A 15,487-nucleotide genomic window follows, 5' to 3' on the forward strand; every position below is an offset into this window, starting at 1 on the left:
AAGTCCAAGTTTTTATCTATATCTAATACTCACAAAAAGAATGAAAGGGGATGCCATGAAGAACAAGCGCCGGAAACAACGCATGACACTGCTGGTGCTCCGTGATGCCCAGCACTCGGTAAAGCAGGTTCACTTGTCAAAACCCTTAATGATCGCCGTTCCTGTCGCTGCAATCCTTTCGATATCCGGTCTGATTGTTTCCATGCAGATCAACAACGCTCGCACGATTTCAGAGCTGGAACAACAGTTGACACTTAAAACCTTGGAATCACTCAGAATGGAGGTTACCGTTACCAATAAAGAGGAAGCGATTGAACGGCTGAACAAAGCGATCATCCAGCTATCAGACGAAGCGGAACAAACGAAAACACAGATGAAGCGTGTAAAGGAGCTGGAACATGAACTGGAACAGTTTATTCAGAAACATGGATCGGCCAGCAGCAAAAATACCTCTTCCCTTTCCCAGAACAAAGACAGCAGTGTCGGTGGAGAGTATATTGCCGTTCATGAGAACAAAATGCTGAATTTGGCCAAGGAAACGAAAGATGATTTTGAAGAGATTCAAAACCTGATCAAGACGATGGAAAGCCATATTCCCCAAACGCTAAATCAAGCGGAAGAAACTCAAAATATACGCGAGGGAAATCCAACGCAATGGCCTACGATCTCCAAACGTCTTACCTCCAATTTCGGCTATCGATACGACCCGTTTAACGGCCGCTCTGCCTATCATGCTGGAATCGATATTGCTGGAGAGCGAGGCGATCCCGTCTTTGCTGCAGGTTCAGGGACAGTAACTACCGCAGAGCAAAGCGGAGCGCGTGGGCTTTACATCGTGGTAAGTCATCCGAACGGGCTCGAAACCTGGTACTTGCATCTTGACAGTCTGGCTGTACAAGTTGGAGATCATGTGGAACAAGGCGAGCAGATCGGCAGTCTTGGAAGCACCGGACGCAGCACCGGTCCACATCTTCATTTTCAGGTCGTTAAAAACGATCAAACCGTTAACCCGTTGCCATACATTCAATAACAGAAACAAGGAGGTTTTCGTGTGGGAAAATCCAAAAGAAAAAAATCTGCGGGTACAAGCACGCTCATCGGACAGGGAAGCCATATGGAGGGCGCTCTGAACTGCGATGCGGACTTAAGGATCGAAGGGAAATTTGACGGCACCATTGAAAGCCGGGGAAATGTAACGATCGGTGAAAGCGCAGTTGCACGCTCCAACATTTCAGCGAAAGAAGTCATTATTGCGGGGAAGGTATACGGCGATATTGCAGCCGATGGCAAGCTGACCATCACCCCGACCGGGCAAATGCACGGGGATGTCATCGCTACATCGCTTATTATTATGGAAGGCGGCGTTCTAAATGGAGCAAGTCATATGGAAAGCCCGATTGCCGATGTGGAATCCAGCGACTCTACCTTAGAGGCAGTGCCCCTGCAAAGACCTGAAGCAGGATAATGGCATACCTGCTGATTTTGCCGGGAATCAAAACCGGACTCTATCAAATCATACGAAGTGCCATGCCAATCCAAGCCAAAGAGCTCCTGCGAGCAGTACATCTGCCGAAGGAGCTCTTTGATCTTGCAACCGCTAGTGCCGCTTTATGCCGCAATGTCCCTCTTGGAGAAAACCCACCAGGATACAAAGGCAAATACGAAACAATATCCAATCAACACAGCGATCGAGAACCCGATCCCAACGCCGCCCGGACCAACGGATGAGTGAATATAATCACTGAGGTCCAGATGAAGAAACAGAATGTATTTTTGCCATTCATGTTTTTCCGGGTTAAACAGCAAGGTAAAAATATCCTTCGTAACCAACAAAATCATCGATAAACTTATAGCGAGATTACTGGAACGAAAAACGGTCGATATCATGAAAGCGATAAGCGCGATAACAAACAGCTCAACATAATCCGTTAGCAAAAGAAGCATCGAAGACCTCGCACCGCCCGAACCACTTATGAACGCAGACGGTTCAGAAAACAGAAGCGCTGATGACAGTATGCCGATACTAGCCACGATGATCGTGCCAAACAGAGAAAACAGGAGCATAGCCACAAATTTGGACAGCAGTATTTTCCCCCGACCCCAAGGACGGATCATCAGCAGTTTGATCGTTCCCCATGTAAATTCCCCAGCTACGATGTCCGCAGCGATCACTACCGTAAATAAAACATTCAACATGAAAGTGATGCTCTCAGTCCACGAAAAGGCCGTCCATACGTCGATTTGCGCGCCGGTCAAGTTCAACAGTACGGGCATAAGCACGTTAAAAGCCGCCAATATCCCAAGCATCACCCAGGTTCGCACACGGCCGTATATTTTCATATTTTCATTGGCGATCAGTTTAAAAAAATCAGTCATGGCTTTCACTTCCCGTCATTTCCAAAAATTGATCCTCAAGCGATGTCGTGACCGGCTGGATGCCATAAACCTGAACACCGCCGCGTACAAAATCGGCATTGATTTTGGCAATCGTATCGCGGTCTCCACGAATAATGATCCGGTTCCCATGTACTCTGTGCTGAAAAGCTTCTAACAGCTGTACCGCACTCTGAACATCATTCACCTCAAAGGCTGTTTCTTCAAATGACCGTTCCCCTTCCGAGGTTCGCAGCTGCCGGATATCGATCAGCCTGCCGTTTTGGATGACGCCAACCGTGTCACACATCAGCTCCATTTCGGACAACAAGTGACTGGAAACGAACACCGTTGTTCCCTCTTCACGACTTAACTTGCGCAAATAGTCGCGAAGCTCCCGTATGCCCTGCGGATCAAGGCCGTTCGTCGGCTCATCCAGAATGAGAAGCTTCGGTCGATGCAGCAATGCTTGCGCCACGCCTAATCTTTGCCGCATCCCGAGCGAGTATGTTTGCACTTTGTCGTGAATCCGGTCCTCAAGCCCGACCAGCTTCACCACCTCATAAATACGATCTTCTGAAATGCCCGGCATCATCCGTGCGTAATGCACCAAATTTTTAAAGCCGGTCAAAAACTTATACATTTCCGGATTTTCTACAATCGCGCCGATTTGAGAAGAGGCCTTTTCATAATCATCACGGATGCTGTGTCCTCCGATCAGAATATCCCCTTTCGTAATCGACATCAATCCGACCATCATCCGGATCGTTGTTGTTTTCCCCGCACCATTAGGGCCCAGAAAGCCAAATACCTGTCCCGCGGGAATGTCCAGAGTCAAATCCTGAACCAATGTTTTAGAGGAGATTTTTTTCGTAACCCCCATCAGCCTTACAAGCGGTTCCTGCATATGTGAATTACTCCTTTACAACCTGTCATACCCATACACCTTAGCAAATATATATAAGCCTATTTATAGTAACACACTTTCCTTCCTGAGTGTTTCCATTAGCGAAGACTGAAGCGGAGGAATTTTTGAGCAATCCTGACAGATTCCCATCGGAATATCATTTTTAAAAAAGCCGGTTCGAAACAGACTGCCCCCTTCCCCATGAGACACAACTCGACAACAACGGACACAGTACATTCTCAATTCATTCATGCCTATCAACATCCTCTCTCAGAGGGATATGTAAAACGATACACTTTGTATCTTATAAATGGAATGTATATAATCTCACAAGTTTTGTCAACTACATCATGAACCTATAAGAGAACTTATGATCCGTCGGGGAGAAAACGAGGGGAATATGAAAGATGTGGTGAATGTAACGAGTTAAGCGAGAATCTTCCTAAACGATCGGAGAGGGGCAGCTTTCAGAATAATGTTCTTTTGAATTGTTCTTGACAGGCTCATGCACAAAGATAATTTTTCCACAATTTCCGCTTTGCATCAGCTCAAACGCTTCCTTATAACGATCCAGCGTAAATGTGTGTGTAATCAGTGAATCCAGCTGAAGTGTGCCGCGTGCAAGCAGCCCTTTCATTTGATACCATGTGTCATACATACGGCGACCTGTAATGCCTTCCACCCGAATCCCTTTAAATATGATCTGTCCCATATCCAGCGCCACTTTTTCAGTAGGGATACCGAGAAGCGAAATACGTGCTGCCTTTGCAGCTGCCTGGAATCCTTCCTGTATTGCACCCGGATTTCCCGTCATTTCCAGAACGATTTCGGCCCCCTCCCCCTTCGTATGCTCATAAATTGCTGTTGACAACTTCTCTGAAGCACTGTTGATAACAATATCGGCCCCCATTTTATGAGCCATACCCAGCCGATAGGAATTGATATCAGCTGCTATCACTTTACCAGCGCCGCATGCTTTGGCAACGGCAATCGACATCAGCCCAATCAGACCGGAGCCTATAACGACAACCGATTTTCCTACAATATCACCAGCCAGTACCGTTTGCACGGCGTTGCCAAGAGGGTCCTGCAGGCAAGCAATTTCAAAAGGCATGTCCGGCTCATTATGAATCACATTGCTTGCTTTGACGACAGCATAGGTTGCAAAACATCCCGGAACCGTAATCCCGAAACTTCGCGTGTTTAAACAAACGTGGGCATGACCTGTACGGCAATGTTTGCAGTAACCGCATACGATGTGGCCTTCTGCCGAAATATGATCACCGATGTTCACATTGGTCACATGAGCTCCAATGTCTTCTACTATGCCGGCAAATTCATGTCCGAACACATTCGGCGTCACGACCGTTTGCGCTGCCCATGCATCCCAATTGTATATATGTACATCCGTGCCACAAATAGAGCTTGCCTTGATGCGAACCAGTACCTCATCATCATGAATGACAGGTACTGGCAGCTCTTTAAGAACGGCTCCGGGCTCGCGTTTTTCTTTGACCAATCCAAGCATTGTTTTTTCCAAGAGAGTATCCCACCTTTTTATATAACTCATCAGATTCGAAAAAAAACGCTTCTACATCCTCACAAAGGATGAAAAGCGTTTCTTACAAAAATATCGATAATCTTAAGGCCTGACTCGTACAATAGCTCCTGTATAATCTCTCCAGCTCAAGCCGTCGTAATAAACTGGTTTTTTCAATATCGTATCGTAGTAGGTGTCTCCTTCCTCAGGTGTTTTCGATACCCCGGCACTTTGTTTTAAATTCATAAATTTATCCTTCATGACCACTTCGGAATATTTCCTGTTGGAGTTCTTGGGGTTCCCTCTGTAAAACAACTTTCCGGTTCTTGCCTGATAGTGAAAGTATCCGGGGGTCACATCTGCTGCCGGATATCCTGAAGTGCTTGTTTCATCAATAACGATCGGGGCAATCATCGTTTTAACGTACCCTTTGTAATAAAGGGCATTTTTAACATGGTTATACCAGATGGACCCGGAATCGATCCCCGACATATTGCCGTTGTTAATATCCCCCGGCAGCTGCGACATACGAAGCATAGGAATCCGTTCACCTATTTGGCTGCCCGTCCAGGTCTGGTCTGCTTCAAGATGATCATCGATCAACAAATTGCCGGGATTCACATTGCCTCGAATCAAGTGACGGCCTTGAACGACAGAGATCGCCTTCACCGGATACCTTCTTCCCTGCTTCGTATCCCAAATGAAATTCCCCTGAACGACGCTGTATAATGATCCAAACAAATTAATGCCTACATTCTGGTCATGATTTACAGCTGGATTCAGATCGAGGTTGTTCCAGTTCCTGATTTTGTTGTTCGTAATGATGATATTCGTAGAATAAGGCTCCGGATATTGTGTTCCGTGCGCAGTAGCGATTCCTGAATTCGGCACATCGTCAATGGAATTGCCATTCACAATAATATCTTTAGAAGCAAAGATGTTAATCGCGCCAAAACTATATTCCTTCATATCTGGTGCGCTTACGTTGTTCGACTCCACAATGCATTGTCTGACTCCCCACAGCTCGATCCCGTCATACCGATTATTGACCGTAATATTATTGGAAATGGTTATATCATACGTTTCATACTGATTGGAGGAAAAAGCGGTGATTCCCTCTTGACCATTGCCAATCACGACGTTGCCAAAAGCAATATGATTATAGTTTTTCCGTTCATCCGGATTGTTGATGCCGATATTGGTATCGAACAAAATGCCTTGACCGCCTACATTTTCCACATGGTTGTACATAACCTGGCAATATTTCGAGGATGAAACGTTAATTCCGATATTCAGGTTCGGTCCCACGTTGTTGAACAACGTTTGATTTTTGATTCGATTTCCCCGAACGAGTATCGAGGCGCTTTTATTAATATAAATGATCCGCTCTGTTGTGTTTTTCGTATTTTCAATTCGATTGTTAATAAAGCTTCCGTCTGATGACTCATAAACATACCATGTTCCGGAGTTTCCGGTCACCTTAATATCCCGAATCTCAAAATCAGAGCTGCTCATAATATTAAAGTTAAAAGCTCCTTCTAAATCTTCTATTGCAAAATTGGTAATCCCCATCGCATTCATTGTGAAATCCTGACTTCCTGAAGAAGACTTTAACACCGCTCCCTTCTTTCCGGTCAGCTTCACATGGGATCGTAAATCCAAACGACTGATGTTGTACGTTCCTGCAGGAAAAATAACGGTGCCTCCTAGGGCGCCGGCCGCGTTCACAGCCGCTTGGACCGCCCAGGTATCATCGTGAATCCCGTCTGCAATCGCTCCAAACCATTGTGGAATAAATTCTTGCTCTTGAAGATTGCCTGAAACTACACCTTCACCTGTGAAAATCTCTGAAAATCCTGCTTCGATTCTTCCATGAATCATAAGTGTTCGGTCTTTGGGCACACTAAATTTAGCACCCTGCATAAAATGAAGTGTAATATTCGCATCAATCGTGGTGTTCTGATTTATGACATAGGTTCCTTTTTGGAGTACAAGCACTCCGCCACCGTTCATTCGCAGCTTTGATAATGATTCGGCAAGAGAAGTTGTATCCGCAGCCAATAACCAGGGTACATCTAATTTCTCTGTACCGACCGAATGATCAGCTAGCTTGGAGCTTGTAACTGCGCCGTCTACTATATTTTCGGTAACAACAGAATTGGGCGGCAATGGGCTGTTATTTGCAGATGGTCCAATCGATGAGATCATCACACTGGCAGGAAGCACCGTCTTAAGTGCCTTTTTATAACGACTTTTCTTGTTTGCCATACAATAACAACCTCCCTCGCTCCTAAAAAGTCGTATTTACGATAATATAGTATTCGAGCACAATGACATTGGATATGGTCATTTCGATTCCTGAAGCATATTTATAATATATTCTGAAAAAAAATAGGCCGTCACGTATACAGACTTAAATATAAGTCGAGTGATTAGCTTCTTGGACAAGCTTCAACAAATAAGCCGCATATGCCGTCTTGCCCAAATGCTCAGCCAAAACAAGCAGCTCCTCCCCCGATATATATCCCATGAAGTAGGCGATCTCTTCGATACATGCAACCTTCAGGTTTTGCCGTTTCTCAATCGTTTCGATAAATTGTGACGCTTCCAATAAAGATTCATGGGTACCCGAATCAAACCAGGAATAACCCCGGCCCAAAATCTGAACGTTAAGCAGCCCGTTCGCCAAATACGCCTTATTGACGTCCGTGATTTCAAGCTCGCCCCGGGCTGAAGGCGAAATCTGCTTGGCAATATCCACGACATGGTTATCGTAGAAATAAAGCCCGGTCACGGCATAATTTGATTTGGGAAACTTCGGTTTTTCTTCAATCGAGATCACTTCAGAGTCATGATTAAATTCAACGACACCAAAATGCTCCGGATTTTGAACATGATACCCGAATATCGTCGCTCCCCGTTCCCGCTTCGCCGCCGATTGCAGCAGTTCTGTCAGACCATGTCCGTAAAAAAGATTATCCCCCAGAATAAGCGCCACATGATCCTGTCCAATAAAGCGCTCCGCAATAATAAATGCCTGTGCCAGTCCGTCTGGCGACGGCTGAACAGCATAAGATATTTGAATGCCCAGCTGCTCTCCTGTCCCCAGAAGCTCGTAAAAACGAGGGCTGTCATGGGGCGTTGAAATGATCAGAATGTCCCGGATTCCCGCCAGCATCAAAACGGATAGAGGATAGTAAATCATCGGCTTATCGTAAATGGGCAGCAGCTGTTTAGAGACGGTTTTCGTTAACGGGTAAAGCCTTGTTCCGTTGCCACCTGCTAATATAATCCCTTTCATGGACGAGCTCCTTTCCAGTGAATAAACGTTCATACTCTCCCACGATTTTCTCCCATGCGTACTCCTTCATGATGCGAGCTTTCGCTCGGCGTCCAAGCTCATCGATCTGATCGCTGCTGAAACGATCCGCCTCACGAATGAATCGGGCCAATGAGCCAGGCTCTGCTGTGAAATAAAGAGCGCTGTCAGCACCGACCTCCCGGTTGAAAACAACATCATACAAAAGATTCAGCTTGGTCGATGCCAGCGACTCCAATAGCGATGGATTCGTGCCCCCCACTTCATGACCATGACAGTAACCATATGCCTGTTCGCGAATTTTTTTTAAGAGAGGCTGGTCGTACACCGTTCCGACGAACTTGATCCGTTGATCCTCATCAAAGGATGTTCGGTTTAATAAGTCACGATAATACTTGTTGTTTGTATGTCCGGTTACGATGACTAAATCCTTATTCGTATCGGACATCATAAATTCCCTAATGATCAGCTCATAATTGTTTTCCGGAACGAAGCGGCCAATAATCAAATAATACTCTTTCCTTCTTACCTCATGCTGTGCCATCCATTGCAGCAACGTAGGATCATCATCCTTCAAACCGGATTCCTCCACATCAGCACCATATGCGATAAAAGCAGTATCCGGCTTATATTGAGAATATTCAGCCTGAATATATGCCTCGATCCCCCTTGAATCGCAGATGAGAAGATCAGCGTGCTTGACCATCAGCTTCTCTGAATATTTCCAATACTGCTTAATAACTTTATTCCATTTGCCACGCTTCCATTCGTGACCGTCAGGGTTCACCCATACACGAACACCCATTTTTTCAAGTTTTCTTTTGTAAACATAAAAAAAAGGCCCGATCCGGCAAGCCAATATGTAAATAATGCTGTTATTAAGTTTATTTTTGCGAATATACTTTATGCACGCCCGTAAACTAAGCACATCATAAATCACGGCTCTTGCACTACCTAGTTTGGGTACTTTCACTCGAAAGCAGCGTGCATCATGATATTCAAATTCCCCGGACTCTTCATCAAGACATGCCACATGATACTGTATATCCTTATTTTTGCTCCTGGCCGTCAACTGATCCACGAACGTTTCAAACCCTCCGTACCGCGCCGGAATTCCCTTGGAGCCGATCACAAACACATGCTTCATACCCTAACCTCTTCTCTTACTGTGGAATACCATTGCATAAGCTCTCTCGTGTGCCCTTCCATAGAAAAATCTATCGGTATATCGATCATATTCTGATTCAGCTCCCTTAGAATGCGGGGGTTATTCAGTATTTCGCCTAGGCAGGCTGCAAACGGACAAGCCTCCGGAGGAACGATGAATCCGGTTAAACCATCATGGATCAAATCTTTAAACCCTACCTGATCCGACACTAGAACCGGAACAGCATGTGAGAGTGCCTCCATCCCAATGAATCCGAACGTTTCCTTCCAGATGCTTGGAATAATGAGCAAATCCGTATTGTTGAATATATCTTCCAAATCGTTATAGTCATAACGTCCATGAAATGTATACCGATCGGTACGGTACCCTTCCATCGATGATGGCGTGTCTCCATAAATATGAAGATGCCAGCTTTTCGAGTTGGTCCGTTCCAGCAAATCCAAACTTTCCTTCAACAAATAAAATCCTTTATAAAAATCTATCGGCCCCATATAAGTCAGGCGCAAAGGTTTATCCTCATCCAACGACTTCCTGCGCCTTTGATCTTTCATATTCCGATGACGGATCGGAATCGTATCTCCGTTTGTCATCCCATATTTGGCATACTCCTGCTGCGAGACGGAACTGTTGAAATGAAACCGATCGACAAGTGAAAACATCTCCATATAGTAACGGCGAAGCTCAACATATCGGGAAGCGAGCGTCAGATCAGACACGACAGGCTGTACTTTGCCGGAAACATCTTTTGGACTATAGCGAGCACGCTGCTTGAACTTTTGGCGTAAAGGCTTAAGAACAGAACTGTCCTTCAAACGTCGGTACATACGAGACTGCATTATACGTATCATTCGGGCGCTGTATCCGTGCTGATTGCAATGAATGCATGCCTGACCCTGCTGATAACTGTCACATGGTCTCCCTTCAGAATTAAACAGATTCACCTTCGGACAGATTCCAAAATAATCATGTGAAGTAAATACGATCGTCATCCCTAATCTTTTCGCTGCCTCTAGAAATGATCTATGAATTCCCATCAACGTATGCAGGTGAATTACATCGGGCTTGACCCGTTGTAATAACTGTTCATAAGGCTCATGCTCCCCCTGCTGCATGAATGGTTCCGGATGTTTAATGCCGCCCAGCAAAGAAACCGGAAGCGGATTTACGATTTCATAAACCTCGATGCCGTGATATGAATCATTCTTCTGGATTCGCAAACGGCCCCCTAATGTATAGTGACCCGGGTACAACAGGCAGACCTCATGCGACATCTGCTGCTGGGTCCGCATTAAATCCACACTGTACTTCGTTAACCCGCCTGTTCGCAGCGGGGGCAGACCCAAAGATACATGCATTATTTTCATATTCCAGCTCCATTTTCGAAAATTATCAAGCAGATGATTCGAAGCGGGTATACCGAACAGATGCCGGGTTGCCGGAATATATATTCTCCCGCATAAATACCTGATTAGCGATCAATCCGTAGATGATCCAGTTCACCGGGTTTGTAAAATAACCGCCAGCAATCTGGTAACTTATAATAAAGACGAAAAGTGCATATTTCAGTATTCGTTCATGGGGAGAAACCCGGTGCAGAATTGTAATGAACAGACAGACCAAGAGAATGGATGCCACAACCCCGCCCTCGGCAATAAAATACATAAATGAGTTTGAAATAACCTCTACCAGTCCAAAGCTGTAGAACATGCTACGTGTTTCATCTGTATTTAAATTCCCGAACCCGATACCTAAATAGTTCGATTCGATCAGCATCTGCTTCATCACCTGAAAGCTAACGTCAAAACGGTAGACGACTGACCCATCTTTCCCGTTCAAAATATCAATCAGCCGCATGTAGAAACTGTTCTTGCTTGCTATAAATACAAATAAGCCTATCGCACCCACGATAGACAGTACAATAAGCATCAATACTTTCCCTACACTGATCTTCTCGCGCAAATAATAAAAATACATCACGACTGCAGCGAGCCCCAGACCAAGTATGCCTCCCATTCCCGCCGACAGCATAACGATCGTAAAGTTTGTCCCGATGAAAAATACATTTTGCATGTTTTTCCTAAGATCATTCTCTCTTAGTGCTTGATACATCAGCATAATGATCAGAATCGCTGCATGAAAGGACGCCTCGCTCGGTTCAAAATAAAGAAGGGAAAGCCTCACCTTCTGATAGATGTTCACGTTATCATCCAAGCGCCATAATAGATCGGTCTTGTAAACGAGGGAAATTAGAAGCAAAAAAAGATGGAACATCGAAGCGGTCTTTATTATTTTGCCCAAGGAAAGTCTTGTCAGCTTCATCTCCCGAACCTGAAGGAACAGGTACACGCACAGAAAAACCTTGGCAACGTTAACGACAAGCCGCTGAATATCCATGTGATCATTCAATACAATTTGCAGTAATGAGTACAGCACAATGAGATACATATAGGCGACGGCTTTAAGGGTTATCGTTCTTCGTTTCGAAAGCTCCATCACAATCAATGCTGCACTCAAGAAATAAAAAAGGTCCAAATTAGCGCCTACAGCCTGATGAAACACATAAATAACAGCGATGATGATCTCCATTTCATACCTCTTTGGCAAACCGCTTGTTATCGTTGGTCTCTGCCACCTTTTGCTCTATAAAATGAAGTATCTTCCCTGCTTGTGCCGCTCTTGAATATGCTCTTCGATCTGCATAATCATATGTCTTCGTCAGCATACAGCTTAACCGCTTCGCAATATCATTTCGTTCGTGTCTGGCACACTCCCCGTATTTCCCATGTACCAAGGCGGTAAGCTCCCGATCTTCCGTAACAGCGATCACAGGCTTGCAGGCGCCGATATACTCGAACGTTTTGCCGGGAATCGCATAATCGCTGCCTTTGACATGGGTTAAAATAACGGCGATATCTGCCGATTTCAACCATCCGACAGCCTGTTCATGCTCAACACTGCCAATGATCTGAACAGTTACTCCATCCCCGGATAGCTTCAAGCTGTGAATATCCTGGAGAGCCTGCTGATCAAGCAGCCCTACAATGTTAAACGTTATACGGATTCCGGTCCGCCTATTGAACAGCATCAGGCCCTCAATAAACTCGCTAATATTTCTTCCTTTATAAATGGAGCCGATATGAGCTAAGGTTATATGCTCTTTCTCGGTTAGACTTAAAGGAAAATTACAGTCGGAGAAATGCCGCTCATCATAACCGTTCATGATCACCCGTAAGTCAAGCATAGGGTTCATATTCCGATAATAACGCTCGATGCCTGAGGTGAGGGCGATGACGCCGTCCGCATGTTTGCACAACAGCTTCTCTGCCCGCTTCAGTGAAAATTTCGGGTTCCCTTCCCCGATGTCATGATTGATAATGTCCCGAATTTCGACGATAGCCGGGATATGAGAGCTCGTTTGTTTAATAAAATCCAGTATGTAAAGACCATAAATATCCGGTACGGTTACAAAAACAGCAGCCACCTCATGCTCGTTCAGATAACGTTTGAGCTGATGAAACAGCGTTTTATTTTTCTGCATAAATATATATTTGCTTAATTTATAATTTCTCCATATCGAGAGCAGCCATTTCTGCCGTAAATATCTCTCTAATTTACTTCGATGTCTACTGCGAGCAGCAGCATCGCCCTGAAAATGTTGCGTAAATACACTGTCAAGTGTCTGAAATTTATAATTGTCATCGGAAAACTTCGTTTTCTTCATGCCGCATCGTTGATCATTCACGGCTAATAACGTATATTTCTCTGCAAAACACTGCATGATCCCTGCGTATCTGACAGATGCAACCACCGGTTGTCCTTCCATATAATCCGAGATGACAATGATGCTTTTCTTCATTCAACCCCCACCTTTAATAATGAAATACTCCCCTTTCATTACAGGCAAATTCACGATTCCTCCCGACGCATCAACATGTCCTTGATTCGGGAGCTTGATCGAGTATGACCCCTGATCATGATCACGAAGTGCAAGAGAAATCACCTGATTCCGGTAAGGCGTTTCATGTTCCAGTTCAAATCGGTTCGTATCCTTCATCACTAAAGTGACATGATCACGCAGATTCACATAATCCGCCAGCTCACTCCCGGTACAATACCATACCTTTTTATCTGCAAGATATCGAAATATACCGTGAAGACTTTTACAATCATCAAATATGTTCGGACTCTGTCTTTTCCCGTCATCTCTTGAAGGAGCAATATGCTCCTGTATGCTGATTACAAGGCGATGCTTTAACAGTTCGTCAATCTGATGAAGCTTCCAGCGGATAAATGCTTTTCTGAGCACCTTTTTGAGCATTCCCTTTACAGAGCGGTCTTTACGGTACGCTCCGTTCAAGAGCGCCCCGTTTAAGGTGGAAGGGATATCGATCACATGGCGGGTTCCAAAACGTTTCACATCGAAGTTCGTTAACGGATTCGAATCCTGCCCGCATATATCCTCCGCCCCGCTCTCCAGCATGCCCCGGTTCCAATATCTGCACCACCAGGAAAACCCCGTTTGATCAATGCTTTCATCCGAATATTCATTGCTCGTATAACCGCAGTACTTTCCCCCGCGCGGCCTCGCCCCTGCCGCATCCTGAAATATTTCGATGCCTTCCTGAACCCGGCAAATCGCTTCTTCAGTGCTTTGAAACATGGACCATTCCTGCACAAAATCCTGTGCATATCGCCCAGCCTTTCCATGTGTCGTCCCATGATAAGCAAGCTCAAAGTTTGGATGCTGATGAATGAACCGAAAGAAACGCTTGCTTTCTTCGTCCGAGTTCATAGGTAACGATTTTATAGGAAACAGCGGTGTTTCCAGTATGCCAGTGCGCACGCCGACAGGAACGAAAAACGTCACTTTGACCGCAGGAAAATGCTCCAGAATGTTCTCCGTCAGAAAACGAAATGATGAATTGGCTTCGTTCTTGAAATAACCCCAATCCTCACCCCAATCCAGCAAGCCGTTATCGTTGCTGTCCACCCAGGTGTTAGCCAAGTCATCAATCATAAACAACACAGGGGAGTGAGCTCCCTCATACCATTTACATATTTCAACGTGCATAGCGCTCTCCCCTGAACGTTTCGAGTGCTCTTTTCATTTTTTGAAAAAAGCGGTATTTCTTCATTCTCTTGCTGGACATATTTAATTGAGTAAAAGAATAGTTCACGATAAATTGACGGGTCCATTTAAATTTCCACGGATAACTCCCTGCTCCAAAATCAATTCTGCGGCCAAACTGATGCTCATACATATACTGAATCATTTCAATCATCAAAACATCGGACAAGCTGTGATAATGGGCATACCGCGGTGAATACCCCGTATTCCATCCATGGATCGTATCCTTGTAAAGATAACAGGTTCTGTAGATAATAATTTCGCCCTCTTCATCTTCCAACAAAAAGGTCACCAATTGCTCATTGTCATGAAAAATCCTCTTTAAAAACTCTTCGTTCAGCTTGTCATCAAATATGCTCTTTCGGTCCAATCTGTTTTTTTGCAACCGTAAAAAATCTTTCTCCAGCTTGTGAATATGCGATATTCGGTCATACAGACGGTCATTGTCGCTGCTGATGATCACTTTGAATTGATAAGACACCTCTCGCTGAAATTTCTCCACGCTTTTGCGTGCCCGGGGATAAAGTCCGATCTGTTTAAACTCTTCGAATGTAGAATATTGCCCCAAATCCAATTGAGGACAAGACGTTAAATAATCCACCCCAGCATTGTATTTATCATGACGAAAAAGGTAGTACAGCAGGCTTGTATCCTCCGCCAAATGCGTGAGTTCCACCCTGTCCCACTGATCCGAATGATCCTCAATCGCCGTAAATAGCGCCTTAAGAGTCTTTAGCACATTAGGGTCCTTCTTATCGAGAAGGAATGTTAGATAATCCCCTCTACCCATAAAGCACAGGGCGTCCAGCTTCGTCACCTTCTTGTCGATATGCTTGATCATTAGCGGTGCGATTCCCGTCAGTTTGTTATCCCGGTAACAGCATATGATAAACAGTTTGTTGCCCCTGTTCTCGCCAAAGGTAAGCCACCAGGAATAATTGAAATGAAACGTACTGTAATAGGTCACGTCTGAATCCTGCTGCTCTAATCTTTCCCAGTCTTTTTTGATGCTGCGGAACCCTTCCATATCTGTATATATTTTTGTATTCATA

General features: G+C 44.9%; 13 protein-coding genes. 2 read left to right on the forward strand and 11 right to left on the reverse strand.

Translation table 11 applies throughout. The features are described 5' to 3' along the window. The first annotated feature begins 55 nt into the window (after window positions 1-55). Together C8268_RS05685 and C8268_RS05690 are read left to right on the forward strand one after the other, a co-directional pair. A complete protein-coding gene (locus C8268_RS05685) occupies window positions 56-1,030 on the forward strand; it encodes a M23 family metallopeptidase (protein WP_106766781.1) in 975 nt (324 codons plus the stop codon). 21 nt (window positions 1,031-1,051) lie between these two features. Then, window positions 1,052-1,465 carry a bactofilin family protein gene (locus C8268_RS05690; RefSeq protein WP_106766782.1) on the forward strand — a complete coding sequence of 138 codons (414 nt, stop codon included), beginning with the start codon at window positions 1,052-1,054 and terminating at the stop codon, window positions 1,463-1,465. A gap of 143 nt (window positions 1,466-1,608) precedes the next feature. Here the strand turns inward: C8268_RS05690 and C8268_RS05695 are convergent, their stop codons facing one another. From C8268_RS05695 to C8268_RS05750, 11 genes are all read right to left on the reverse strand, one after another. Next, complete coding sequence (locus C8268_RS05695; protein WP_106766783.1) at window positions 1,609-2,376, reverse strand: ABC transporter permease; 768 nt, start codon at window positions 2,374-2,376, stop codon at window positions 1,609-1,611. After that, window positions 2,369-3,280 carry an ABC transporter ATP-binding protein gene (locus tag C8268_RS05700; protein WP_106766784.1) on the reverse strand — a complete coding sequence of 304 codons (912 nt, stop codon included), beginning with the start codon at window positions 3,278-3,280 and terminating at the stop codon, window positions 2,369-2,371. The genes C8268_RS05695 and C8268_RS05700 overlap by 8 nt, the downstream gene beginning before the upstream one ends. 442 nt (window positions 3,281-3,722) lie before the next feature. After that, window positions 3,723-4,820: an L-threonine 3-dehydrogenase gene (tdh, locus tag C8268_RS05710; protein ID WP_106766786.1), complete on the reverse strand. Its 1,098-nt coding sequence runs from the start codon at window positions 4,818-4,820 to the stop codon at window positions 3,723-3,725. 102 nt (window positions 4,821-4,922) lie between these two features. After that, entirely contained in the window at window positions 4,923-7,088 is a 2,166-nt protein-coding gene (locus C8268_RS05715) for a right-handed parallel beta-helix repeat-containing protein (RefSeq protein ID WP_106766787.1), read from the reverse strand. Between the two features lie 145 nt (window positions 7,089-7,233). Next, window positions 7,234-8,121, reverse strand: coding sequence for a glucose-1-phosphate thymidylyltransferase RfbA (gene rfbA / locus C8268_RS05720; RefSeq protein ID WP_106766788.1), 888 nt, complete (start codon window positions 8,119-8,121; stop codon window positions 7,234-7,236). Then, complete coding sequence (gene cps2T / locus C8268_RS05725; RefSeq protein ID WP_106766789.1) at window positions 8,054-9,286, reverse strand: beta 1-4 rhamnosyltransferase Cps2T; 1,233 nt, start codon at window positions 9,284-9,286, stop codon at window positions 8,054-8,056. The genes rfbA and cps2T overlap by 68 nt, the downstream gene beginning before the upstream one ends. Beyond that, window positions 9,283-10,671 carry a glycosyltransferase gene (locus C8268_RS05730; protein WP_106766790.1) on the reverse strand — a complete coding sequence of 463 codons (1,389 nt, stop codon included), beginning with the start codon at window positions 10,669-10,671 and terminating at the stop codon, window positions 9,283-9,285. The genes cps2T and C8268_RS05730 overlap by 4 nt, the downstream gene beginning before the upstream one ends. Before the next feature lie 25 nt (window positions 10,672-10,696). After that, a complete protein-coding gene (locus C8268_RS05735; protein ID WP_106766791.1) occupies window positions 10,697-11,893 on the reverse strand; it encodes an O-antigen ligase family protein in 1,197 nt (398 codons plus the stop codon). Window position 11,894: 1 nt separating this feature from the next. Beyond that, window positions 11,895-13,163 (reverse strand): glycosyltransferase family protein, encoded by a 1,269-nt coding sequence (locus C8268_RS05740; protein WP_106766792.1) that lies wholly within the window; start codon window positions 13,161-13,163, stop codon window positions 11,895-11,897. Next, window positions 13,164-14,378 carry a hypothetical protein gene (locus C8268_RS05745; RefSeq protein ID WP_106766793.1) on the reverse strand — a complete coding sequence of 405 codons (1,215 nt, stop codon included), beginning with the start codon at window positions 14,376-14,378 and terminating at the stop codon, window positions 13,164-13,166. Further along, window positions 14,368-15,486 carry a GNAT family N-acetyltransferase gene (locus C8268_RS05750; protein WP_106766794.1) on the reverse strand — a complete coding sequence of 373 codons (1,119 nt, stop codon included), beginning with the start codon at window positions 15,484-15,486 and terminating at the stop codon, window positions 14,368-14,370. The genes C8268_RS05745 and C8268_RS05750 overlap by 11 nt, the downstream gene beginning before the upstream one ends. Between the last annotated feature and the right edge of the window lies 1 nt (window position 15,487).

This window comes from Paenibacillus faecalis (assembly GCF_900289175.1).
Taxonomy (GTDB): domain Bacteria; phylum Bacillota; class Bacilli; order Paenibacillales; family Paenibacillaceae; genus Paenibacillus_AQ; species Paenibacillus_AQ faecalis.

Coding starts and splice junctions, on each gene's coding strand:
- C8268_RS05740 (WP_106766792.1), bottom strand. CDS start 13,163: ATGAAGAAAAGCATCATTGTCATCTCGGATTATATGGAAGGACAACCG.
- C8268_RS05745 (WP_106766793.1), bottom strand. CDS start 14,378: ATGCACGTTGAAATATGTAAATGGTATGAGGGAGCTCACTCCCCTGTG.
- C8268_RS05735 (WP_106766791.1), bottom strand. CDS start 11,893: ATGGAGATCATCATCGCTGTTATTTATGTGTTTCATCAGGCTGTAGGC.
- C8268_RS05750 (WP_106766794.1), bottom strand. CDS start 15,486: ATGAATACAAAAATATATACAGATATGGAAGGGTTCCGCAGCATCAAA.
- C8268_RS05695 (WP_106766783.1), bottom strand. CDS start 2,376: ATGACTGATTTTTTTAAACTGATCGCCAATGAAAATATGAAAATATAC.
- cps2T (WP_106766789.1), bottom strand. CDS start 9,286: ATGAAGCATGTGTTTGTGATCGGCTCCAAGGGAATTCCGGCGCGGTAC.
- C8268_RS05685 (WP_106766781.1), top strand. CDS start 56: ATGAAGAACAAGCGCCGGAAACAACGCATGACACTGCTGGTGCTCCGT.
- C8268_RS05700 (WP_106766784.1), bottom strand. CDS start 3,280: ATGCAGGAACCGCTTGTAAGGCTGATGGGGGTTACGAAAAAAATCTCC.
- C8268_RS05715 (WP_106766787.1), bottom strand. CDS start 7,088: ATGGCAAACAAGAAAAGTCGTTATAAAAAGGCACTTAAGACGGTGCTT.
- rfbA (WP_106766788.1), bottom strand. CDS start 8,121: ATGAAAGGGATTATATTAGCAGGTGGCAACGGAACAAGGCTTTACCCG.
- C8268_RS05730 (WP_106766790.1), bottom strand. CDS start 10,671: ATGAAAATAATGCATGTATCTTTGGGTCTGCCCCCGCTGCGAACAGGC.